17 protein-coding genes are annotated in these 24,328 nt (G+C 42.3%); 14 read left to right on the top strand and 3 right to left on the bottom strand.

What is annotated here, in order from left to right; all coding sequences use genetic code 11:
* Positions 1–78 precede the first annotated feature (78 nt).
* Positions 79–903, bottom strand: a complete 825-nt coding sequence (locus tag FWE23_07455) for a hypothetical protein (GenBank protein ID MCL2845270.1) — start codon at positions 901–903, stop codon at positions 79–81.
* A gap of 415 nt (positions 904–1,318) precedes the next feature.
* Here FWE23_07455 and FWE23_07450 point away from each other — a divergent pair, with 415 nt between their 5' ends.
* From FWE23_07450 to FWE23_07385, 14 genes are all read left to right on the top strand, one after another.
* The gene (locus FWE23_07450) at positions 1,319–1,846 is read left to right on the top strand and encodes a DUF1643 domain-containing protein (protein ID MCL2845269.1); all 528 of its coding nucleotides are present in this window, start codon (positions 1,319–1,321) and stop codon (positions 1,844–1,846) included.
* Complete coding sequence (locus FWE23_07445; protein ID MCL2845268.1) at positions 1,843–4,152, top strand: hypothetical protein; 2,310 nt, start codon at positions 1,843–1,845, stop codon at positions 4,150–4,152. Before FWE23_07450 ends, FWE23_07445 begins: the two co-directional genes overlap by 4 nt.
* Before the next feature lie 277 nt (positions 4,153–4,429).
* A complete protein-coding gene (locus FWE23_07440) occupies positions 4,430–7,993 on the top strand; it encodes an ATP-binding protein (GenBank protein ID MCL2845267.1) in 3,564 nt (1,187 codons plus the stop codon).
* Positions 7,994–8,052: 59 nt separating this feature from the next.
* Positions 8,053–8,793 (top strand): response regulator, encoded by a 741-nt coding sequence (locus FWE23_07435; protein ID MCL2845266.1) that lies wholly within the window; start codon positions 8,053–8,055, stop codon positions 8,791–8,793.
* A gap of 5 nt (positions 8,794–8,798) precedes the next feature.
* Complete coding sequence (locus FWE23_07430) at positions 8,799–9,629, top strand: response regulator (GenBank protein MCL2845265.1); 831 nt, start codon at positions 8,799–8,801, stop codon at positions 9,627–9,629.
* 152 nt (positions 9,630–9,781) lie between these two features.
* A complete protein-coding gene (locus tag FWE23_07425; protein MCL2845264.1) occupies positions 9,782–10,636 on the top strand; it encodes a hypothetical protein in 855 nt (284 codons plus the stop codon).
* 332 nt (positions 10,637–10,968) lie between these two features.
* The gene (locus tag FWE23_07420; GenBank protein MCL2845263.1) at positions 10,969–13,407 is read left to right on the top strand and encodes a hypothetical protein; all 2,439 of its coding nucleotides are present in this window, start codon (positions 10,969–10,971) and stop codon (positions 13,405–13,407) included.
* 195 nt (positions 13,408–13,602) lie between these two features.
* Positions 13,603–14,202 (top strand): hypothetical protein, encoded by a 600-nt coding sequence (locus FWE23_07415; protein ID MCL2845262.1) that lies wholly within the window; start codon positions 13,603–13,605, stop codon positions 14,200–14,202.
* Between the two features lie 5 nt (positions 14,203–14,207).
* Positions 14,208–14,993 carry a DUF2764 domain-containing protein gene (locus FWE23_07410; GenBank protein MCL2845261.1) on the top strand — a complete coding sequence of 262 codons (786 nt, stop codon included), beginning with the start codon at positions 14,208–14,210 and terminating at the stop codon, positions 14,991–14,993.
* A gap of 33 nt (positions 14,994–15,026) precedes the next feature.
* Positions 15,027–16,805, top strand: coding sequence for a V-type ATP synthase subunit A (locus tag FWE23_07405; GenBank protein ID MCL2845260.1), 1,779 nt, complete (start codon positions 15,027–15,029; stop codon positions 16,803–16,805).
* 5 nt (positions 16,806–16,810) lie between these two features.
* Entirely contained in the window at positions 16,811–18,133 is a 1,323-nt protein-coding gene (locus tag FWE23_07400; GenBank protein MCL2845259.1) for a V-type ATP synthase subunit B, read from the top strand.
* Between the two features lie 21 nt (positions 18,134–18,154).
* Positions 18,155–18,760 (top strand): V-type ATP synthase subunit D, encoded by a 606-nt coding sequence (locus FWE23_07395; protein ID MCL2845258.1) that lies wholly within the window; start codon positions 18,155–18,157, stop codon positions 18,758–18,760.
* Positions 18,761–20,710, top strand: coding sequence for a hypothetical protein (locus FWE23_07390; protein MCL2845257.1), 1,950 nt, complete (start codon positions 18,761–18,763; stop codon positions 20,708–20,710).
* 196 nt (positions 20,711–20,906) lie between these two features.
* Positions 20,907–22,574, top strand: a complete 1,668-nt coding sequence (locus FWE23_07385) for a DEAD/DEAH box helicase (GenBank protein ID MCL2845256.1) — start codon at positions 20,907–20,909, stop codon at positions 22,572–22,574.
* Between the two features lie 103 nt (positions 22,575–22,677).
* Here the strand turns inward: FWE23_07385 and FWE23_07380 are convergent, their stop codons facing one another.
* A complete protein-coding gene (locus tag FWE23_07380; GenBank protein MCL2845255.1) occupies positions 22,678–24,063 on the bottom strand; it encodes a sigma-54 dependent transcriptional regulator in 1,386 nt (461 codons plus the stop codon).
* A 125-nt stretch (positions 24,064–24,188) separates the two neighbouring features.
* Positions 24,189–24,328, bottom strand: a 140-nt coding sequence (locus tag FWE23_07375; protein MCL2845254.1) for a flagellin, incomplete at its 5' end; no start/stop codon positions are given.

The raw sequence follows: 24,328 nt of genomic DNA, 5'->3' as shown, positions 1-24,328 counted from the left end.
GTTTTTTATTCCCGATTAAGAAAAAGAAAAAATTTCAATTATAATACTGATTCATAACAAAACCAATCCGCACTGAAATCAAGATAAATCTTCAGAAAATATAGGTTGGCTAAGCAATTTTTTTAGTTCTGCCAATTCCGATAGTTGTAAAATTTCATTTGGGACACCAAGGAATTGTGTGTATTTGATTATAAGTTCTAAAATATCTTGTGCGTGAGATAAGGAAACTTCACCTTGTTTGTCAAAACAGACGGATTCATAGTGCGCTATCTTGTTTCTGAAAAATCGTACTTTATCTAATTCTTCCGCTACTGTTTTACGATCCGTTCCCTTTTCTTTGTTTGGAAAAATTTGAAGTAATGTTTTGTTCCCTTTTCCGTATTGATACTTAAAAAACATTCTTGTCCAAAACCCTAAACTCATCGCCGCTATCAACCTGTCGTGAGAATATGTGTTCGCATCCATTAGTTTGTTTTTTTGTTTGTTAATCGAAACAACGGATTGCGCTTCAAAAAACTGAGAATTTATTCGGTTTACAATCCATTCTTTATCTGAAAAATGAGTTCTGTAATGCATATTAATTGCATTTCTCAACGCTATCTCAAACACACGCCCAGCACAGTGTAAAACTTTTTGGATATGTCGGTATTTCGCAAATATAGCAGTATTGCTTTTTGTTTGTCTCCGCCGCAAGCAATTTTGTATTTGTCTATTCTTGGCTTGGATAAATATATTTCGTAAATTCTGTAATTCATTAAAAATGCTCCTTAATAACAAGCAAAATACTAAATAACTATGAGAAAAAACGATATTTTTAACAAAATGAGTAAAAACACTTGCTTTTCTTGCGGAAATTATAGTATATTTACTGTGTAGAGCCTTATGGTCCCTGTCTTTTGACAAACTATATGCGCCGTGTTAGAGGGGGAATCGTAAAGGTGCCCCCTCTTGTTTTATTAAACACAATGCGCACCACTTCGCTTGGTAATAATCGCCAACTTTCTCTTTTTCACCAATTTCCCACAAAATTCACCAAATACAAAATAATCTCCCACTCCACTACAAAAAAAATGTATATTACCTATGCCAAAAATTCTGAATTGCGGGGATTTATCCCTGCTTTTCAAACGCGCTGCCATTGGGCAGTAGAAAACAGAACGCCTGTCTCGGGCTGTTCTGCCCATATATTTCTACTGTACTTCAGCGTGGAATGTTCAGAATTTTTGGCGAAACGATGAATTTCGGCAGAGCAGCCTTTCGCTGTTTTTGCTTAATTTTTTAACTTTGCCGTAAAAAATCGGCGGGAAGGCGGTCTCGTATGAACAAAAAATATGAAATTAATGAAAAGGACGGCGATAAAGTTCGCTATGTTCTCGGAAACAGGAGCAACAACCCCTTGTTTGCAATAGGTTTGAATTGCAGTACGGCAACAGACGAAAAATCTGATCCCACACTGTCAAGAATAGAGAAACTTGCTGAAAAGAACGGTTTCGGCAGTTTTATTATGCTCAATTTATACCCGTTGAGAAGCACTAAGCCGAAAAATTTGCCGACTGCCGACAATGATGATTTAATTGTAAAAAACGCGGAAGTTATCGAAAAATTTCTTAAAGATTATTCTAAATTGAGTGTTTTGGCTTGCTGGGGTGCAAACATAAAAAAGAAAAAGTATTTGAGCAAATCACTTAATTTGTTGCTTGAAAAGATGAAGGACAAAGAGATTGATTGGAAAGCTATAAAATTGACCGAGAGCAAGCATCCACACCACCCGATTGGCACTTCTTGCGGTGAATTGATTGGTTTTGATGTTGAAAAATACATAAAAGAACTTGGAGGGTCCAAATGATTAAGTTTATGAAAATCTTTATTTTGACAGCAATGCTTGCCGTAAATTTATGGGCACAGGCAATTGACTGGAATGCGGATCGAATTACAATATCAACCGAGTTTCAATTGCTTACGTTTGCCAATCGGGTTAATAACGGCGCATCTGACTTTCGCGGACAAACCATTGTTCTTGCCAACGACATTACTCTTAGAGAAGAATGGACACCTATAGGAACTCAGGGTCGCCCTTTTAGAGGGACATTTGACGGAAACAACAATGCTGTTCGCGGAATTTATATAAATCAACCGACTGGAACGTGGATTGGTTTTTTCGGGTTTATAAGCGGTGGAGGAGGAATTAGAAATCTCGGCATTTATGTTAATATTACAGGGCATACCCGCGTAGGCGGACTTGTCGGAGAGATTAGTGGAACTCGTATTACTGAAATTATCAACTGTTATGCAGTAGGAGAAGTGAGGGGAATAGATGCGGTGGAGGGTGATCGTATATTTCTGAGTGATAGGGTAGGCGGATTGGTAGGGCTCAACAGGTTATTGAATATTAACGGCGGCAGAATTGAAAATAGCCGTACTTCGGTAAATGTAACAGGTAACGCAACCGTAGGCGGATTAGTGGGAGAGAGTTATGGTATAATTACCAATAGTCACGCCACAGGAAATGTAAGCGGAACAGGGAGTAGTATCGGTGGATTGGTGGGGGTGGCAAGAGCGCTTATTACCAATAGTTATGCCACAGGAAGAGTAAGCGGAAGAGGTAGCGTTGGCGGATTGGTGGGAGTTGTGAGGGGGGTGGTTAATACTACTGCTGTTTCTAATAGTTATGCTACAGGAAATGTAAGCGGAACAGGGAATAGTATCGGCGGATTGATAGGGGTCAACAGTGGCAATATTGAAAATAGTTATGCTATAGGAAATGTAGTTGGAGTAAGTAGTGTCGGCGGACTGGCAGGAGAATCTAACGCAAATATTACTAATAGCTATGCAACAGGGAGCGTAAACGGAACAGGGGTTAATATCGGTGGATTGGTTGGGACTCTGAGAGAGGGATTTGCTATTACAATTGAAAACAGTTATGCTTTGGGCGGCGCAAACAGATTTGTTGGTTCTCATCCAGACTTTACAAGCGCAAATTCAGGAAATAGAAGCATTACACAAATGAGGCAACAAAGCACTTTTATGAATTGGGATTTTGCTGATACTTGGAATATAATCGGCGCAATAAACAACGGCTATCCCCATTTGCGAGCGCTTGCAGACAGTTATTGCAATCACACAGGCAGTTGGAGCGCTTGGACTATAACTGCGGCAACTTGCACCGAGGCGGAAATGAGAACCAGAACAAGAACTTGCAGTATTTGCGGCGCCCTAAACACGGATGTTGAAGAAATCACAGATGCCTTGGGACACTTGCTTGCTTGGGCAACAACAACAGAAGCAACTTGCACGGAAGCAGGCGAAGAAATCGGGACTTGCGACAGAGCAGGTTGTTCCCACAGCGAAATTAAATCAATAGCAGTATTGGGGCATTTATGGGACGATTGGGAAGAAACAACACCTGCAACTTGTGAAAGAAAAGGGGAAGAAGAAAGGTTTTGCACAAGACGAAATTGCAATCACTCCGAAAGCAATGAAATAGCGGCATTAGGACACGATTGGAGCAACTGGAGCGTCTGGGACACAACATCGGTTGCAACCTGCACGGAAGAGGGAAGCAGAGAGCGTGCAAGAATTTGCGGCAACTGCAACAAACCAGACACGGAAATCCTGCCAATTGCAGAATTAGGTCATTTCTGGGGAACTTGGAGCGTTTGGGACACCATTACGACAGCAACTTGTGATATAGCAGGCAACAGAGAAAGAACAAGACCTTGCCTCGATTGCACCGAAACAGACAGCGAAATACGAGAAATCCCACAATTAACGGAATTAGACGGCTGTGCTCCGTCCTCAATTCGCAATAAACAAAACACAGACACCCGATACGGCATATTCCTCGAAAACGCAATTGTCTCGAATTTTGCAAGAATTTCAGTAATCACCCCCGAACAAGCAACGGTGAATTTGGCGATTTTCGACAATTTGGGCAATGTTGTATTTTCGGTGAACGATGTAAGGGCGGGTTGGGAGACAGGGTCTCCACTTCGTATCAAACCCGCCCCTACGGCAGATGGTGCAATTATTTGGAATTTGCAGAATTTCAACGGTCGCCTCGTTGCCAACGGCGCATACCTAATCATCGCCGAAGCAACAACTGTTAGCGGAAGACGGTATTTATATTCCGCAAGGATTGGCGTAAACAGATAAGATTTTTTTTGGTCGTTTTTGTAGAGCCAAGGCAATGCCTTGGCTCATTTCTTTTCATTTTCCCGCAAAAAATTCCCCCAAACATAAACAAACAACTGAAATATCTCTCTTTTTCATTAAATTTCCCGCATTGGCTCAAAACAAATATTATATTATCGGTGCGAAAAATACTAAAATGCGGAGATTACACCTCTGCATACTCGCTGATATTTATAAAGGATACATATTTCTTTTGAGTCTTGTACTGTGAAAAAAATGACGGAATTTAGGAGGAAAGATGAAGATTCTTAAAATATATATGTTGTTGTCGGCAATATTTTTGTCGATAATTCTGTCAGCTTGTAAAGACCGCAGTTTAGAACAATCAAGCGACTTAAACGTGTTTTCTTCGTATCGCGATATTCCCGGAATAACCGAAGATGAGATACTGGCGATAACTGCGCTTCGCGAACAATATTCGTATTTTATTTACGGTATGCCTCTTAGCATAGAAATGTATAAAAATCATAACGGCGAAATCAGCGGTTTTTCGGTTTTTATTACCGATTGGCTTACGGAACTTTTCGGAATTCCGTTTAAACCCGCGCTGTTTGACCGTTTTGATTTGTATGAGAGGCTAAGTAGGGGAGAAGTGTCTTTTACGGGAGAATTGACGTCCACGCCCGAACGTCAGAAGAGATTTTCTATGACGGATTTTATCGCTTTACGAAATCTGATGATTTTTCGTCTTTACGGCGGCAGACCGCTTGAAGAAATAGCAAAAGAGCGCCCTGTGCGCACAGGTTTTATAGAAGGCGCGGCGACAATAAAAACCGCAACCGGCGAAATGGCAAAGGGCAGTTTTGAAATTGTTGAATTAAGCGAGTTTTATGATGTGTACGACGCTTTGAGAAGCGGGAAAATAGACGCCTTTTATTACAGTATGCCTGCGGAAATTAACTTTATTCAGCATCCCGATATAGTTTCGGAGCGGTTTTTTCCTTTGCGATTTATGCCTGTTTCCATTGCAACGCAGGATACAAATCTGAAAGCTGTTATTTCGGTTATCGACAGGGCTCTTCAGAACGTCGATATGCGCCGAAATATAAACGAATGGCACAGACAGGCGCAATTCGAGTATGGAAAATTCAAGTTTCGTTCTCAGTTGAGCGAGGAAGAACGCCGATTTATAGCCGATAGTCCGACTGTGTTCATAAACGCGTATTCGAGCCATTATCCCATAAGTTTTTACTGCCGTCGCGAAGATAAATGGAGAGGCATATTTCCTTATATATTTAACGCAATATCCGAGCTTTCGGGGCTTAGATTTGAGTATTTAACGTGTGAAAAAAGTGAAAATGCGCAATGTTTTTCTCAGATTATTTTTGCGAACGAATTGGCAAGCGGTTTTGAATTATTGCCGAGAATGAAAATATCCGACAGATACGCGTTGATTTCAAACGTGGATTTGCCCGACCTCAGAATTTATGATGTTTTGTATCACAGGGTCGGTTTGGCGAGGAACACTTTGTCCGCCGAAACCTTTGAAAAGTGGTTTCCGTTTCACAATAATACGGTTTATTACGATTGTATCGCCAATGCGTTTGACGCTTTAATAAACGGCGACGTGGATTTGGTTATGGCAAAATACGAAAATCTTTGGTATTTATCCAATTATCTCGAACTTCCAAACTTTAACGCAAATATAATTTTTGATTACAACTTAAATATTATAGCGGGAATTGACAAAAACGCCGACGTTTTGCGTTCGATAATCAAAAAAGCGCTCAATAATATTGAAATACAGAACATAAAAGATTATTGGATGAAAAAGAATTACGATTACCGCGGAAAAATTCAGGAGGCGCGACAGCCGTTTATCGTGTTTGTTGCGGTGCTTTTGTTTTTAATCCTCATTCTTGTGGTGGTGTTTCTTGTAAAAAGCCGTCGAATGAGCAGGGAACTTGAAAAGCTCGTCAAAAAGCGGACTGCCGAACTCGACCTCGCGCGCGAAGCCGCCGAAGCCGCAAACAGGACGAAATCCGCGTTTTTGGCAAATATGAGCCACGAAATCCGCACGCCGATGAACGCAATTTTGGGAATTACCGAAATATTGATAGAAAAAGAAGGAATTCCCGCGGAAATCGAAGAAGAAGTCGGGCATATATACAACTCCTGCAATTTGCTTTTGGGCATTATAAACGACATTCTGGACTTTTCCAAAATAGAAGCGAGAAAAATGGATATTATACCCGTAGAATACAGCGTGGCAAGTTTAATAAACGACGCGGTGCAGTTGAATACAATACGCATAGACCACAAACCGATAGAGTTTGAGCTTGATATTCAGGAGAACGTTCCCGCAAAACTCATAGGCGACGAAATTCGCATAAAACAAATTCTGAACAACCTGCTTTCAAACGCGTTTAAATACACCGACTCGGGCAAAATTAAGTTTTCGATAGGATTTGCTTCGGGCAAAAACGACGGCGAAACGGAACTGATTTTCAGCATTAAAGATACGGGGCACGGTATGTCTCACGACCAGTTGGAAAAATTGTTTGAAGAATATATGCGCTTTAACTTGGAAAGAAAAACGGCAATTCAGGGGACGGGTTTGGGCTTGGTAATTACCCGCAGTCTGGTGAACATTATGAACGGCAAAATCGACGTAGAAAGCGAGCTGAACATCGGAACGACGTTTGTTGTTCATCTTCCGCAGATAAAAGTTGGCGACGAGGTTTTGAGCAATGATTTGATTGAAAATCTTAAAAAACACCGCAATAATTATTTGGCGCGCCCCGTAAAGAAAAAAATATTCCGCACTCCAATGCCTTACGGAAGCGTTTTAATCGTGGACGATATGGAGACAAACCGCTATGTCGCCGTCGGTCTTATGAAGCTTTACCGCCTAAAAATCGATACCGCCAAATGCGGACAAACCGCCATAGATAAAATCAAAAGCGGCAGGGTTTACGACGTTGTATTTATGGATCACATGATGCCCGATATGGACGGAATTGAGGCGACAAAACGCATACGAGATTTGGGCTACGACGTCCCCATCGTCGCGCTCACGGCAAACGCTGTCGTGGGGCAGGAAAATATGTTTTTGGAGAACGGTTTCGACGATTTTATTTCAAAGCCTATAGATATGCGCCAGTTAAATTCCGTCCTGAACAGACTGGTGCGCGACAAACAGCCCCAAGAGGTTATAGAAGCCGCCATTAAGCAATACGGCGACCAAAATCAGGACTCGGAAAAAGACGAAACTTCGCAGGAAGAAACCTTGGATATGCAAATTTTCGGATTGGATATACCCAAAGGCTTACAAAGATACGGCGGAGATAAAAAAGCGTACTTAATGCTTTTGCGTTCTTACGCCGCCAATGTTGAAGCTGTTCTGAAAACGGTGGAACTTCTCAGCGAAGAAAAAATTGTCGATTACGAGATAGCTGTTCACGGAATTAAGGGCGCGAGTTTGGATATTTTTGCCGAACAAGTCGGTGCTTTTGCAAAAAAGTTGGAAGAAGAAGCGAAAGCGCGAAATATAAATTTCCTGAACGAAAATAACGCGGAGTTTTTGGAAGCCGTGCGTAAACTTGTCGCGGAAATTAAGCAGGCGTTGGCGGTTTGGGACGCGGAAAATCCAAAGCCAAAAAAAGACAAGCCCGACGGCGAAATTCTGAAAAAGCTCGTTGTCGCCTGTAAAAATTACAATATGAAAGAAGCGGACGCGGCTATTGACGAGATAGAAAAATATCAATACACTTCGGACGACGGGCTTGCGATTTGGTTGCGAAAAAGCGTGGATAGCGTGGATTTTGAAGAAATAGTAGAAAAACTGTCGGCAGAAAATTGACTTAATGGAGGGCGTATCTTATAGAAGGCGTTAAAGAAAAAATCATCGTTGTCGATGATATGAATTATTGCTTGACGAGAATAAAGCAGGACCTCGAAGGATATTTTGAAATTTATCCTGCGCAGTGCGTCAAAACAATGTTTAAATTGCTTAAACATATAACCCCTTCTTTGATAATATTAGATGTAAATATGCCTGAATTTGACGGCTACGAGGCAATTCAAATACTGAAATCGTCCGCGGATTATTCGCATATTCCCGTAATTTTTCTTACAAGCGAAAAAGAAGCCGAGAGCGAAATTAAAGGATTAAATCTTGGGGCTGTGGACTATATATTAAAACCCTTTAATCCTCCCGAGTTAATTCAGGCGATAAGAAAACAGTTGCCTTTCGCCGGGTATGTCGAGCCCGTTTCGGTAAAAAAACAACGAGTAAAAATTATAGTTTTAGACGATATGACCTATACTTTGGTCTCCATAAAAAGCGCCTTGGGAGAGCAATACGACATTTTTCCGGTGGCGACCGTCGATAAATTATTCAAAGTTTTGGGAAACGTTAAGCCCGATTTGATATTATTGGATATAAATATGCCTGAAATGAACGGCTACGAAATCTGCCAAAAATTGAAGTCCGAAAAAAATTACGCCGACATCCCTATTGTTTTTTTGACTTCTCAGAACGACAAAGAGAGCGTGCTGAAAGGAATTTCTATGGGTGCGGCGGCATACGTAGCCAAGCCGATTTCCTATCCTGTGTTAGTCAGCCACATTGAACGAATTATCGGTAAACGGGGCAGGTAGGAAATATGGAAAATATTAGAGAAAAAATTATAGTTGTGGATGATATGAGTTATTTTTTATCGGGGATAAAATACGAACTCGAGAAATACTACGAGGTTTTTCCTGCGACGAGCGTTGAAAAAATGTTTCAAATTCTTAAAAATATTACTCCCGATATGATATTGCTTGACGTAAATATGCCGGGTGTTAGCGGCTACGAGGCAATTAAAATATTAAAAGCCGACGCTGATTACGCCGATATTCCCGTCATTTTTTTGACGTCCCAAAACGATAAAGCGAGCGAAAACAAAGGTTTGTCTCTTGGCGCGGCGGCTTATGTATCTAAGCCTTTCACTCCTTCTTTACTGCTTAAAACCATAAAAGACCAATTAGAGGCTCCCCGTCCGAGCAAAGACGACTTTGTGTTTGATTTTGGCGAGGCTGAAGCGCAAGAAGAAATTTTCCACATTAAAAGATTGCAAAAAAAGATACTGTGCGTTGACGATATGGTTTTCACATTAATGTCGGTAAAAAAGATTTTGGGCGAGCGCTACGACGTCTTTACCGCGCAATCAGTCAGCAAAATGTTTCAAATCCTCGAAAACGTCAGACCCGACGTAGTGCTTTTGGACATAAATATGCCGGGAATGAACGGCTACGATATCTTTGAAAAATTAAAAGCCGACGCCAATTATTCCAAAATCCCGATTGTTTTCATTACCGCGCTTACCGACAGAGAAAGCGTGATGAAAGGAGTCGCTATGGGCGCGGCAGGTTATATCTCCAAACCCATCGATTATTCCCTGCTGATAGAGCGAATAGAGCAAGTAATGAGCAAGTCAACAGGCGGGAGTTGAGGGTGTTTTGGGATTGTTGAGCAATTTTTTCACAAGGACATTATAAAATTACTGCCCCCCCAAAATAATTCCGTACCCAGCCGAAACAATATAGTATTTTACCGTAAAAATATAAATATTCATAAACAAAAAAACAAAGAATGGGCAAAAAAATGCAAACAACCGAGCAATCCGCTGAACAGCCAAAGAAGCCGAAAAAACCACGCAACAAATGGACTTATATTTTCGTTCAAGTTATGGAATATCTTCTTCGAAATCATAATGTTCAAATAATTCCTGAATTTGAATTGTATAAAGCCCCTATGAGAATTGACATTGTGATAATTAAACTTTTAGAAAAAGTTGTTATCAAAAACACTGTAATGAAATTTTTTCGCGCATACAATATTATTGAATTTAAGGGACCGACGGATAATTTGAATATTCAGGCGTTTGATAGAGTATTGAGTTATTTTCATTCTTACATATCGCAAAATTCTTTAAATATCAATGACATTGCGATAACATTAGTCTCAATCAAAAAACCTGAAAATTTACTTGAAATACTAAAAATCGACAGAGGATATAAAATAAGTTCGGCAAAAGCAAGCGGCATATATTATATTAAGGCTGTAGCAAGTCCCGCAATGCAATTGGTTGTAAATTCCGAATTATCGGCGAGAGATGTCGATTGGATAAAAGCAATAAGAAATGATTGGACGGTGGAAGACGGGGTTGAACTTGTGAAAAAATTTGAAAGTACGGGCGAAGACAAAATATTAAGAGAAGTATTGTATTCGTTGTGTATAGCAAACAATGACATATTGGAGGAGGTAGAAAAAATGACGGCAGATGAAAGAAAAACAATGAAATTCCTAAGCGATTGGTCGAAAAAATCAGGTATGGCGCAAAAATGGAAACAAGAAGGAGTGAAACAAGGCGAGCAACGAGCAACCCAACAAATTATTACTTTCCTCAGCCAAGGACACTCCCTCGAAGAAGCCAAAAAGAAATTCGCTTTCGCGTAAGAAAATCTACGCGGAAGCGTAAAAAATATTTAGTAAAAAACTAACTAACAATGGGCAAAAAAAATGAGGAAAACAACACAAACCCCCTCTAAACACTTGACAAATACGTTGCGCAAAACGTATTTTATGTCTATATTTAAGAGAAAAAGCGAAATCTCGGAAAACGGAAAATCTTCTCTTCTCTTCTCTTCTCTTCTCTTCTCTTCTCTTCTCTTCTCTTGAAGTAATTGTATCTATAAATAGATTTTTCAAGCGGCTCAATTTTTTTGTGCCGTTATTTGTCGCATTGTCTTTGGAAAAACGAAAAAACTAATAAATAAAAGGTGATCAAAATGAAACGAAATTTGTTTTTAGCGGTGATGTTTGCCGTGAGTGTGGTGTGGGCGCAGGCGATTGATTGGAACGCCGACGAAATTACAATAAGAACTGCTACCGAATTGCGAGGATTAGCCAATAGGGTAAACAGCGGTATAAGAAACGGTTTTGAGGGCGTGATTTTTACTCTTGCCAATGACATTAACCTTGAAGGAGATGAATTTAATCAATGGATACCGATTGGGAATGAAGAAAACCGATTTCGTGGAATATTTGACGGCAACGGTTTTGCTGTCAGTGGAGTTTTTATCAACAGACCGGAGCAATCTATTCAAGGATTTTTTGGAATTAATCACGGAACGATTAAAAATCTTATTGTTTTAGATGTTGATATTACAGGATATGAAGATATCGGCGGACTAACAGGACAAAATAACGGTACAATTGAAAATTCTATAACTAGCGGAAAAGTTAAAGGAGCAAGTCATTTTGTTGGTGGATTGTCGGGAAACAACTGGGGAATAATCAGGAATAGTAGTTCCGGCGTAGATGTAAGCGCACCAAATGCAAAATTGGTAGGCGGACTGTCCGGACACAACGCAAATACAATAGAAAATTCTTACGCCACAGGAAATGTTGAAGGCTACGTCGATGTCGGCGGATTAGTGGGAGCCAATGTAATAGAATCATCTATTATTCGAAATTCTTACGCCACAGGAAGCGTTCAGGGAAATGAATGTGCTGGTGGATTGGTGGGAGTTAACAGAGGTAGGATAGACAATTCTTATGCTACCGGAGATGTATCGGGAAGCAGATTTGTTGGCGGATTGGTAGGTTTTGACGGTAGGACAATTAGAAATTGCTATGCATTGACAGGAACTGCCGCTGATTTTATAGGAAATAGAGCCACTACAACAAATTCAGGTTTCAAAACAACCGAAGAACTCAAAGAACAATCCACATTCACCGACTGGTGCTTCAGCACCATCTGGAGCATCGACGAAAACACAAACAATGGCTTTCCTCATATATTTTTGCGAACGCTTCTTTCTTTGAACTCAATAGAGCCAATTGGTGCTCGCAATCACACAGGAAACCCGATAACTCCGACGATTGAATTCAGAGGCGGAGCAATTTTGACAGAAAATGTGGACTATACAGTTGAATACGAAAACAACACAGATGTCGGAACTGCAACCGCAACTGTAATCGGCATTGGGAATTATTTAGGCACGGTAATATTAAATTTTGAAATTATTCAAGCAAACGTTGAAATAGTGCGAGTTATGTGGGGAGAAAAAAGACTGTTTACTTACAACGGAGAGCCACAGAGACCTACAGCAACTGTTCCGAACGGTTTTGAAATAGAGTTTTTAGGAGAATGGATAAACGAGGGAGACCATACAGCAACTATTCGCTTAACCGTTGCTCCTCATAGTAGTTTTCAATTAGATTTACCCTCTATGCCTTTTCAGATACACCCAAAACCATTGACAGTAGTCTGGACACAAGTCGAAGACGACGATTTTGTTTTTAACAGAATAAGCCGAGAAAAACTCTTTCACGCAAGCGCAAAAGATACAATTCTTGGTATTGAGATTGATATTGAACTTTCCTCCTATTTAGACAGAAATTTCAACGGAATTAACGCTGGACGACACTATCTTGTGGCGAATATAACAGACGAAAGAGTTCTCGAAAGAAATTATGTCTTGCAAGAACGCAGGCACGGCTTTGATATTCTGCACCGTCCGATTAACATTTTACTTGAAGCCGACCAAGCCATAGGCGTAAATTTGATATTAACAGGCACAGAAAAAGACACAATCGTAGTCGATACGCCTTTATTTGCCGACTCAAACGCACTTAAAGACATCATTTGGACTTTGGTTGATTTAGACAATTTTGTCGGCGACGACGACGAAAGCGTTTTCACAGGAACACCTACGATAACATTTGAAGAAATCGAAGAAACAAACCCGTCTCCCTCACTTCGTTCTTCGGACGACCTTGTAAGATACAGATTATATTTGCTGAGAATAGAAACCGAGGGAATGCTTGCAGAAAACTACCAAATCGGAGCAACAGAGTTTTTTATAAGAACGGATGAGTTTCTTCCAAGCTTTATTCGCCAAAATACCTCGCGGGATAACAGATACGGAATTATTCTTGAGAACGCAGTGGTGTCCGATTTTGCGAGGATTTCGGTAATCACCCCCGAACAAGCAACGGTTAATGTCGCAATTTTTGATAATTTGGGCAATGTTGTGTTTTCGGCGGACGATGTAAGGGCGGGTTTCAAATCCGCCCCTACGGCAGACGGTGCAATCGTCTGGAATTTGCAAAATTTCAACGGTCGTTTCGTCGCCAATGGCACATATCTGATTATCGCCGAAGCAACAACCATCAGCGGGCGAAGATATTTATATTCCGCTCGAATTGGTATAAACAGATAACATAAACGGTAAGGGCGTATTGCAATACGCCCTTATTTTCTGACTTCCTTCGTGCATTTTTTCACAAAGAAATTAAAAAAATCATTGTTTTTCAAAAAAATGACCACATTGGTTATGCGCTATTGTATTTTTATCGTTTATACTGTAAATAATTCGCAAAAATGCTTGCGAGATAACTTATTTTTTGGAGGGCTGATGGAAGGAAAAGTTTCACAACTAGCGGAGAGATTGCTTAAGGAAGGCGTTGAGCAGGGAGAATTGAAAAAAGAAGAAATTATATCGCAGGCAAAAGCGCAAGCCGAGCAAATTATGGCAACAGCGCAACAACAAGCCGAAAAAATAATTTCTGATGCAAACCAAAAAGCGGAAGAAGCAAAAAGAAGCGCGGACTCCGAAATCAAGTTATCAGGGCAACAGGCGCTCAGTGCGCTTAAAAGCAAAATTACGGATATGATTTTGGCAAAAACGGTTGACGGTGCAATAACCGACTCTCTTTCCAAAAACACACCCGAATACATTAAGGCAGTTTTGTCGAATTGGAAAGGCGGCGACGCTTCAATCGAAATTTTGCTTTCACCTGACCAAAAAACCAAACTCGAAAAGGATATTGACGCGGCTGTAAAAACTGTGGCTAAAGCAGGAATTACCATTGCCGCTTCAAAAGCCGTTAAAGTCGGTTTCCAAATCGGCGAAGCAAACGGAACTTACAAGGTATCATTTACGGACGGCGATTTTGCAGAATACTTTAAAGAATATTTGCGCCCGAAAGTTAAATCAATCCTTTTCGGAGAGTAATGCCGATGGGTCGTAAATATTATTATCTTGTAAGCGGACTTCCTAACCTTGTAGATAGTGTTAAGAATTTTGACTACTTAAAGATACGGGAACAAATTGTCGAACTTTTGGCAAAAGATGACGCAGAATTACTGAAATTGCTTCTTTTGCAGTTCGATAATGAAAATGTCATCAATTTTCTCGATAAAAAGTCGGATTTCGATACTCGCGCTTGGATGTCTAAGACGGAGATGGAGGAAGCATTGAGCGACCCCATACTTCTTCCGAAATATATGCAGACGTTTTTGCAAGACCGAAAAGACGGCAAGGACAGTGTTGCGGGACTTGGAAGTTTCGAGCAGTTGTCTTATCTGTATTATACGGAAATTGCCGAGAAAAACAAATGGTTTGCCGATTGGGCGAACTTTTGCGTTGATGTTCAAAACGTAGTTGCGGCGCTGAACGCGAGAGAACTGGGACTTCCCGTAGAAAAAAGCGTAATTCCTTTTAACGATAATGCGGAAAAAATCGCAAAAAGCAGAGCGGCGGACTTCGGTTTGAGCGGTGTTTTGCCTTGGTTGGAGCAGATTACGGGGAATGTTCACCCGATTGCTACCGAACTTGCGATAGACGATATTTATCACAACAAAATAGATGAACTTTCTATGAATAAGGAATTTGAAATCGAAAGCGTGTTGGGGTTTATGGTGAGAGCATACATTGTTGACAGATGGATGCGTTTGGATACAAAAGACGGAATGGCACGGGCGCAAAAGTTGTTGGAAGACCTTAAAGCGTCTTTGCCAAAATAAAAGAAAACACAAACTGACGGAGGAAATATATAAATGAGTACGAAAGGAAAAGTTGTCGGCATTGTCTCGAACTTGGTAACATTGCAAGTTGACGGTCCTGTCGGGCAGAACGAAATCTGTTTTATCGACCTTAACGGTACCAAACTTATGGCGGAAGTCATTAAAGTTATGGGCGACAAAGTGGCGGTTCAGGTATTTGAAAGCACAAGAGGGCTTAAAGTAGGATGTGTCGCGGAATTTGCGGGAAGAATGTTGGAAGTAACGCTTGGACCCGGTATGCTTTCCAAAACTTACGACGGTCTTCAAAACGACTTGCATAAGATGGACAGCGTTTTCCTCCAAAGAGGAGAATATACGCACCCGCTTAATCCCGGTCAGAAATGGGATTTTGTTCCGACTGCAAAAATCGGCGATGAAGTCGAAGCGGCGGCGTGGCTTGGCGAGGTTAAAGAAAACTGGCTTAATCATAAAGTTATGGCGCCGTTTGACCTTAAAGGTACGGCAAAAGTAAAAAGCATAGTTAATGCGGGCGCATACACAAGCGATACCGAAATTGCAGTTTTGACAGACGAAAAAGGAAACGATATTTCTGTTAGTATGGAAATGAAATGGGCGGTGAAACGCGAAGTTTCGGCATACAAACACAAGCCCCGTCCGTTTAAATTATTCGAAACGGGCGTGCGCACAATAGATACTCTTAACCCGCTTGCAGAGGGCGGCACAGGATTTATGCCCGGACCGTTCGGCGCGGGAAAAACCGTTATGCAACACTCGCTTTCAAAACACGCGGACGCAGATATTATTGTAATGGTTGCCTGCGGAGAAAGAGCGAACGAAGTTGTGGAAGTTTTCACCGAGTTCCCCGAACTTGAAGACCCCAGAACAGGTCGCAAACTTATGGAAAGAACAGTGATTATCGCAAACACGTCGAATATGCCCGTTGCGGCTCGTGAAGCTTCTGTTTACACAGGAATGACCATTGCAGAATACTTCCGTTCGATGGGACTGAAAGTGCTTCTTCTTGCGGACTCAACTTCGCGTTGGGCGCAGGCTCTCCGTGAAATGTCAAACCGCTTGGAAGAACTTCCGGGGCAAGACGCTTTCCCGATGGACTTGTCGGCGATTATCGCGCAATTCTACGCACGAAACGGCTTTGTCGAACTCAATAACGGCAAGACGGGCTCAATCACTTTCTTGGGAGCGGTATCACCTGCGGGCGGAAACCTTAAAGAGCCGGTGACGGAATCGACCAAAAAAGCGGCTCGTTGTTTCTACGCTCTTGAACAAGCGCGCGCGGACTCAAAACGCTATCCTGCGGTTGACCCGATTGAAAGTTATTCAAAATATATAGAATATCCCGAACTTATTGCCTATCTCGAAGAACACGTACAAAAGGGTTGGGCGCAAGGCGTGCAAACGCTCAAAGACGTACTTTTGAGAGGAAAAGAAGCGAAAGACCAAATCAACATTTTGGGCGACGACGGCGTTCCGCTTGAATATCACACCACTTACAACAAAGCGGAAGTCGTGGATTTCGGAATTTTGCAACAAAACTCATTTGATGATACCGACGGAACTACACCTATGGTGCGTCAAAAACACTTGGCAAACACAATTTTGGAAATTTGCCAGAGCAGTTATAACTTTGAGGATTTTGATGATGTGGGTAAGTTCTTCAAACGTGTAAGAGCTTTGATAAACGATATGAAATACACGAAATTTGAAAGTCAGGAATTTTTCACAGCCGAAAAGGATTTGAAAGATTTTGTAGCGACCAAGAAAATCGTAGCAGACGAAAAAGTTTCAGCGTAAGGAGAATGAAAATGAGTGCATTTAAGAAAATTTACACAAAAATAGAGAACATTACCAAGGCGACAATCACGGTAAAAGCCGACGACGTTACAAACGAAGAAATGGCGTATGTAAACGGTCGTCCCGCGCAGGTGGTTAAAATTAAAGGGAACGAAGTAACGCTTCAGGTTTTCCCCGGAACACAAGGTATTTACACCAACGCCGAAGTAAAATTTACGGGCAAAGCGCCGACAATCAAGCTTTCGGACGATCTTCGCGGCAGATTTTTTAACGCTTACGGCGAGGCAATCGACGGCGGCGCCGCTGTTGACGGCAAAGAAGTCGAAATCGGCGGACCGTCGGTAAACCCCGTGCGCAGAAAACAGCCCAGCGAATTTATTCCGACGGGTATTGCGGGTATCGACCTTAACAACACGCTTGTTACAGGGCAGAAAATCCCGTTTTTCGCCGACCCCGACCAACCGTATAATATGGTTATGGCGGACGTTGCGCTTAAAGCGAAAGCGGATATGATTATCTTGGGCGGTATGGGACTTTCTAACGACGACTATTTGTATTACAAACAAACGTTCGATAACGCGGGCGCTTTAGACAGAATTACCTGTTTCATAAACACAACCGAAGACGCGCCTGTTGAACGTCTCCTTATTCCCGATATGGCGCTTACGACCGCGGAGTATTTCGCTACCGAAAAAAATATGAAAGTGCTTGTACTTCTTACGGATATGACGCTTTATGCCGACGCGCTTGCGATTGTATCGAACCGTATGGACCAAATTCCGTCAAAAGACAGTATGCCGGGCTCGCTTTATTCCGATTTGGCGAAAATTTACGAAAAAGCGGTGCAGTTTCCCGAGGGCGGATCCATCACGATTATCGCGGTGACAACGCTTTCGGGCGGCGATATTACGCACGCTATTCCCGACAACACGGGTTATATTACCGAAGGACAGCTTTACTTGCGCCGCGACACCGACATCGGTAAGGTTATTATTGACCCGTTCCGTTCGCTCTCGCGTCTTAAACAGTTGGTTATCGGAAAAGTGACCCGCGACGACCACCCCGAAGTTATGAACACTTGCGTTCGACTTTTCGCCGACGCGGCAAATGCCAAAACCAAGCAGGAAAACGGCTTTGACCTCACGGATTACGACGAAAGAAGTATTGCGTACGCGCGCGATTATTCGAGAGAACTTTTGGCAATCGACGTTGATATTGACGCAGAAAAAATGTTGGATACGGGTTGGGATATTCTCGGAAAATACTTTACCCGCGACGAAGTGGCGATGAAAAAAGTCCTTATGGATAAATATTGGAGAGGCAAATAACCTAGGCAGAAGAGGTGAATTGTGGCATTAAAATTTCAATTCAATAAAACCGCTCTTGCCCAACTCAAAAAGGAGTTGAAGGTAAGAGAAAGGGCTTTGCCGACACTGAAAGCAAAGGAAACCGCGCTTCGTTTGGAAGTTAAAAAGGCGAAGGAGCAATTAGCCGCCGCGCAGAAACTTTTCAGCGAAAGCCAAGAGGCAATGAACAAGATTGCTAAGCTTTGGGACGAGTTTCCCAATGGCATATTGCAGGTTGAAAGAGTGGTAAGGTCATTCAAAAAAATCGCAGGAGTGCGAATTCCGTATGTAGAAAAGGTGGATTTTGCTTTGACGCTTGATTCTTTTTTCGGCAGAGTGGCTTGGGTTGCGGTTGGTATCGGACAGTTAAAAGAGTCCGCAAAACTATCAATCGAGATAGATATTGCCAAAGAGCGGCTTGCAATTCTTGAATACGCGCGAAAAAAGACGACCCAAAAGGTTAATCTTTACGAAAAAGTGCAAATACCCGAATATAAAGCGGGAATTCTGAAAATCAAGCGCTTTATGGAAGATGAAGAAAACCTTGAAAAGGCGGCGCAGAAAATTCTTAAAGACAAATTGAACCGACAAGAACAGGAGGCGGCGTAAATGTTAACTAAAATGAATAGGCTTTCCGTTTTGTTGTATCACGGCGAAAGAGAGAAGTTTTTGCAGAAACTGCGCGATGTCGGCGTTGTTCACGTTGAATGCGGCGACAAAGAATTGGACGCGCATTCGGCGGAGATAAATGCAAGTATCGGGGAAATCAAGAAGGTGATTTCGGATATAAAAACTTCGCACAAAGATTTGCCGCAGTCTTCAAACAGCCTCGAAAACGTTGGCGATGCGGTGAAAAAATATATAGTAAATATGGCAAGAGTGGACTCAATAAGCAACGAAATTTCGTCTATAGCAAAAGAAAGAAAGCGCTTTGACCCTTGGGGGGACGTAAATCCCGAGACGCTTGAGACGCTTGAGGATAGAGGAATTCACATTTCGCTTTTTGAATTGTCTGCAAACGACAAACACCTGCTTAAAGACATAGATTACGAGACTGTGAAGGAAACGGCAAATAATTTGTGGATTGCGGCAATCGGTGAAAACAAAGAAGTTGTAATTGAGGGCAGAGAGTCTGTCCGTCTTCCCGATATGATTTTTGCGCAGCTGGATGAACAGGAGAAAAAACTGTATTCCAAAAGAGAAACAATAGCAAACGAGCAAAAGGAAATCGCCTCGAAAATGAAAGCGATAGAGCAGTATATGACAGGACTTCAGGACGAATTAAACTACGAAATCGCGTCGAATTCGATGGTGGCGACGGCAAAAGAGAAGCTTCTTTCTGTGGTCGGATGGATACCGAAAGAGAAGCAGACGCAAGTTCAAACGGCGCTTGACGAGTTTTCGTGCTGGTATGAATTTGAAGAGCCGACGGTTGAAGACGACGTGCCCGTGCAATTTCAAAATAACGCTTTTGCCGAAAAATACGAAATTATAACGCGCCTTTTTGCGCTTCCGAAGTACAAAGAAATTGACCCGACGCCGTTTTTTGCGCCGTTCTATATGCTTTTCTTCGGATTTTGCTTGGGCGACGTCGGCTACGGCGCGCTGATTTTGATTGCGACGATTATTGCCTACACTAAAGTAGCCGCTCAGTTAAAACCGATTGTAATTCTCGGAATGATGCTTGGATTTTCGACTATGATAGGCGGTTTTTTGCTCAACGGCTTCTTCGGAATGCCAATATTTAATGACGCGAGCACGAATTTAATCACAGGCGAAGGATTAGGCATATTAGGCGGTAGCGGTATTGGTGCGCTTTCACTGCTGAAAATAGCGACGGTTCATACGTCCGAAGTTTTGGCAAACGGCGAATTTGCCACTAAAACCTTAATGCCGATGATACCGTTTTCAATTTTCTTGGGCGTGTTCCAAATTTTGTTTGCTATGATGATAAGAGCGGTAAATAGAATGCAACAGAACGATTGGAATTTCCAATATGCGCTTTTACCTGTGGGAACGATGTTCTTGACGGTTGCGGCGGCGCTTGCGGTAACAAAGGTAAACTTCTTGGATATGGGTTCGCTTTTTGAGGTCTTCTTCGGAATTACTGCAATGCAAATGGAAGAACTTATAACGGCGCCGATGATGTTAATTCCGATGGGGATTGGCTTGGCGCTTATGTTTTTGTTCAACAATCCGCAAAAGCACGTCGGCATTCGCTTGCCTCTCGGACTTTGGGAACTCTATCAGTTTGCTACGGGGCTTATGGGCGACGGACTTTCGTATATTCGATTGTTTGCGCTCGGACTTGCGGGCGGACTTTTGGGAGCGTCGTTTAATCAGATTGCGTTTATGGTAACCGGAGGCGAACTTGCTACACCGCTTATACTTGTCACAATCTTGATTTTGATTGTAGGGCATTTGTTAAACTTCGGACTTGCGGCGCTCGGCTCGTTTGTTCACCCGCTTCGTTTGACTTTCGTTGAGTTTTATAAACACATAGAATTCCAAGGTGGCGCGAGAGAATACAAACCTTTTGCAAAAGCGACAGTAGAATAGAATGGCGTAGGGGCGTATTGCATACGCCCAAAATAACCGACGACAAAAATCGGGCGTATGCAATACGCCCCTACAGGGCAGGTTTTAAACCTGCCCTTACTTTTTTTAATGAAATACCAAAAAATCAAAGAAAAATAACATTATCGTCCTTGCGAAAACGTATATTCCCCATTAAATACCCCATCAAAAGGATAAAATGAAACAGTTTTCAGAACTCGGTCTGTCCGACAGGACGTTAAAAGCAATTACCCAAAAGGGCTTTGAAGAGCCTACTCAAATTCAGGAATTGACAATACCCGCAATGCTTTCGGGAAAAGAAGATATTGTCGCGCAGGCACAAACAGGAACAGGGAAAACGGCGGCGTTCGGTTTGCCGCTCGTAGAACTTATAGACCCGTCAAAAAAAGGCGTTAAGGCGTTAATTATTGCCCCGACGCGCGAATTGGTCGTTCAAATTTGCGAGGAATTAAACTCGCTTAAAGGCGAAAATCCGCTTAAAATTGTTCCGATTTACGGCGGACAATCTTATGACAGACAAATTTCTCAGCTCAAAAGCGGCATAGACATAGTAGTCGGTACACCGGGGCGGGTTTTAGACCACATCGAGAGAGAAACGCTTGATTTGTCGAAAATTACGGCGCTTGTTATGGACGAAGCGGACGAAATGCTTAATATGGGCTTTATCGACGACATAGAAAAAATAATTTCGGTGTCAAACCCGAAAAAAAGAATGCTTTTGTTTTCGGCGACAATGCCAAAGCGTATTCGCGATTTGGCGGATACCTATCTTAAAGAGCCTATAACGCTCAAAACGCAAACGCAATTAACCACGAATTTGACCGACCAGATTTATTTTGAGGTTTTTGAGCGCGACAGATTTGAGGCGCTTTGCAGAATAATTGATATGGCGGACGATTTTTACGCGATAGTTTTCTGCCGCACCAAAGTTGAAGCGGACGAAATCGCCGCGCGTTTGGCTGACCGCGGATATTCGGCGGACGCGCTTCACGGCGACATTACACAGTTTTTGCGCGAAAGAATTTTGACCAAATTCCGCAAAAAAGTAATAAACGTCCTTATTGCAACCGACGTTGCGGCAAGGGGAATTGACATTACCGATTTGACTCACGTGATAAATTACTCGCTTCCGCAAAATCCCGAAGCATACGTCCACAGAATTGGAAGAACGGGGCGCGCTGGGCACAAAGGCACGGCGATTACTTTTGTTACTCCGAGTGAATTCCGCAAATTAGGCTTCTTGAAGCAAATAACAAAAGCAGACATAAAAAAGAAAGAAGTGCCGACCGTTTCCGAAATTATGGCGGAGCAAAAACGCAAAATTTCAGAAGAAATAAAGGAGCTGTTTGGCGATGAAGATACGCAGAATTTTGACGAATGGGCAAAAGAACTGCTTTTGCATTACAGTCCTGAAAAATTGGTTTCCGCTCTTATTTCAGCGGCTTACGGCGAAAAATTTGATGAAGAAAATTATCACGAAATAACGCCCGTAAAGCCGAAAAAAGAAAAAGAGCGCGGCGAAAGAGAATTGATACAAGGACGTCGCCGCCGAAAAGAATTTGAAGATCACGGATACGGAAAATCGGCTGGTAAAAACAACTCGTTTACAAAGAACGAAAAAGGCGATCGCGGCGCAAAACCCGCCGCCAAAACCGCAAAATACGATAAACGCGAAAAGTTTGACAAGTTTGACAAATACGACAAACCTGTAAAATCGGGAGCGGGAAAAGGCGTAAAATCCGCCGAGAAAGTAAAAGATTTTGACGATTGGAAAAACAAACGCTTTGATAAAGGCGGAAAGCCGAAAGCAAATAGTAAGCGGTTTCCTGTTTTGTTCAGAACGTAAGAATATAAAATGGGGCGAAAGATTTTTCCGTAGGGGCGTATTGCATACGCCCAAATCGCCGACAGAAATCGGGCGTATGCAATACGCCCCTACAAAACACCTCTCACTCCTCCGCCGAAATATCTCCGTATTCTTTCAGTTTATTCCTTAATGTTCTTACCGAAATATCCATCATCTCCGCCGCTTGGGTTTTGTTGTTGTTGCAATGCTCGAGAGTAGCGTAAATCAACTCTTTTTCGACTTGAGCTACCGTTTTTCCTGCGGTGAGACCTTTTTGTATTTCTACGGGAATTTCTCTTGCTTTGCCGAGACGAAGCGAGCTCTCGCTTAATTCTCCGTTTGCCGTGAGAACGACTGCGCGCTCAATGATGTTTTCGAGTTCGCGAATATTTCCGGGGAAGTCGTATTTTTTCAACGCCTCGGACGCTCCCGCTGATACGCTCGAAACATCAAAGCCGTTTTCTTCGTTGTATTTGCCTATAAAATGGGTTATCAGGTCGGGCAGGTCGTCTTTTCTTTCGCGCAGAGGCGGCAATTCAAAATGAAAAACATTCAGACGATAATACAAATCCTCGCGGAAAGTTCCGTTTTGGACTTCTTTCTGCAAGTCGCGGTTTGTTGTGACTATCAGGCGAATGTCAACCGAAACGGGAGCGTCGCCGCCGATTTTATCGACTTCTCTTTCTTGCAAAACGCGCAATAATTTTGACTGCACGCCAAGCGGCATTTCTCCGATTTCGTCTAAAAGCAGAGTTCCGCCGTTTGCGAGTTCAAATTTTCCCAGACGAGTTTTGAGCGCGCCTGTGAACGCGCCTTTTTCGTGTCCGAAGAGTTCGCTTTCTATTAAACTTTCGGGGAGCGCCGCGCAATTCACCTTAACAAACGGTCCGCCTGCGCGATTGCTCATTGCGTGAATTGACTTTGCAATCATTTCTTTACCCGTTCCCGATTCGCCCGTTACCAAAATTGTCGATTTGCTTGACGCTATTGTTTCTATAGTTTTTTGGATTTCTTTGATTTGCGACGATTTTCCGATATACTGCCATTTGCCTTTAAGCGCGCTTTTCAGCGTGGCGTTTTCGGTTGTCAGGCGGGTGTTTTCTTTAACCAAATCGTTTTTTTCTACGGCGCGTATCAGTATTGCCTCTAAACGGTCGGTGAAAGAGTCGCTGCCTTTTTCTATGAAATAGTAGGCGCCGACGCTCATTGCGTCCACGGCTGTTTTTACGTCGCCGAAAGCGGTCATTACTATAAACGGAATTGCGCAACCTTGTTTTACGAGGTTATCTAATAATTGCAAACCGTCCATAACAGGCATTTTTATGTCGCTGACGATTGCCGAAAACTTTTCCCGCTCAATGATTTCGAGAGCGTTTTGTCCGTTTATAGCCTCAAAGATTTCGTATCGCTCGCTGTATTCCAAAAACTCGACAACCGACCCGCGCATGTGCTTGTCGTCGTCAACAACGAGAATTTTCGGTTTTCCCATATTGTAATATCCTCCTTATTTCTTGTCAGAAAATACATATTGCCGCAACAAAAAAGCGAACGATATTTCTATCGCTCGCTTTTTTGTTGCAAATAATAACAATTTTGCGTTTAACATCTCTGAGCTTATCGAAGAAGCGACAATACCCCTTGAGTAGAAGCGTTTGCCTGAGCCAACATCGACGTTGCAGATTGCGTAAGAATCTGGTTCGTTGTAAATCTTGACGTTTGGTTTGCAAAGTCCACGTCTCTGATTTGGCTTTCCG

It is taken from the genome of Chitinivibrionia bacterium (assembly GCA_009779925.1).
Classification (GTDB): domain Bacteria; phylum Fibrobacterota; class Chitinivibrionia; order Chitinivibrionales; family Chitinivibrionaceae; genus WRFX01.
Note: the sequence above shows the minus strand (reverse complement) of the source record. Positions and strands in the feature narration are given on the sequence as shown.

Coding starts and splice junctions, on each gene's coding strand:
- FWE23_07380 (MCL2845255.1), bottom strand. CDS start 24,063: ATGGGAAAACCGAAAATTCTCGTTGTTGACGACGACAAGCACATGCGC.
- FWE23_07440 (MCL2845267.1), top strand. CDS start 4,430: ATGAAGATTCTTAAAATATATATGTTGTTGTCGGCAATATTTTTGTCG.
- FWE23_07390 (MCL2845257.1), top strand. CDS start 18,761: ATGTTAACTAAAATGAATAGGCTTTCCGTTTTGTTGTATCACGGCGAA.
- FWE23_07430 (MCL2845265.1), top strand. CDS start 8,799: ATGGAAAATATTAGAGAAAAAATTATAGTTGTGGATGATATGAGTTAT.
- FWE23_07400 (MCL2845259.1), top strand. CDS start 16,811: ATGAAAATGAGTGCATTTAAGAAAATTTACACAAAAATAGAGAACATT.
- FWE23_07420 (MCL2845263.1), top strand. CDS start 10,969: ATGAAACGAAATTTGTTTTTAGCGGTGATGTTTGCCGTGAGTGTGGTG.
- FWE23_07425 (MCL2845264.1), top strand. CDS start 9,782: ATGCAAACAACCGAGCAATCCGCTGAACAGCCAAAGAAGCCGAAAAAA.
- FWE23_07450 (MCL2845269.1), top strand. CDS start 1,319: ATGAACAAAAAATATGAAATTAATGAAAAGGACGGCGATAAAGTTCGC.
- FWE23_07445 (MCL2845268.1), top strand. CDS start 1,843: ATGATTAAGTTTATGAAAATCTTTATTTTGACAGCAATGCTTGCCGTA.
- FWE23_07435 (MCL2845266.1), top strand. CDS start 8,053: ATGAATTATTGCTTGACGAGAATAAAGCAGGACCTCGAAGGATATTTT.
- FWE23_07405 (MCL2845260.1), top strand. CDS start 15,027: ATGAGTACGAAAGGAAAAGTTGTCGGCATTGTCTCGAACTTGGTAACA.
- FWE23_07415 (MCL2845262.1), top strand. CDS start 13,603: ATGGAAGGAAAAGTTTCACAACTAGCGGAGAGATTGCTTAAGGAAGGC.
- FWE23_07410 (MCL2845261.1), top strand. CDS start 14,208: ATGGGTCGTAAATATTATTATCTTGTAAGCGGACTTCCTAACCTTGTA.
- FWE23_07385 (MCL2845256.1), top strand. CDS start 20,907: ATGAAACAGTTTTCAGAACTCGGTCTGTCCGACAGGACGTTAAAAGCA.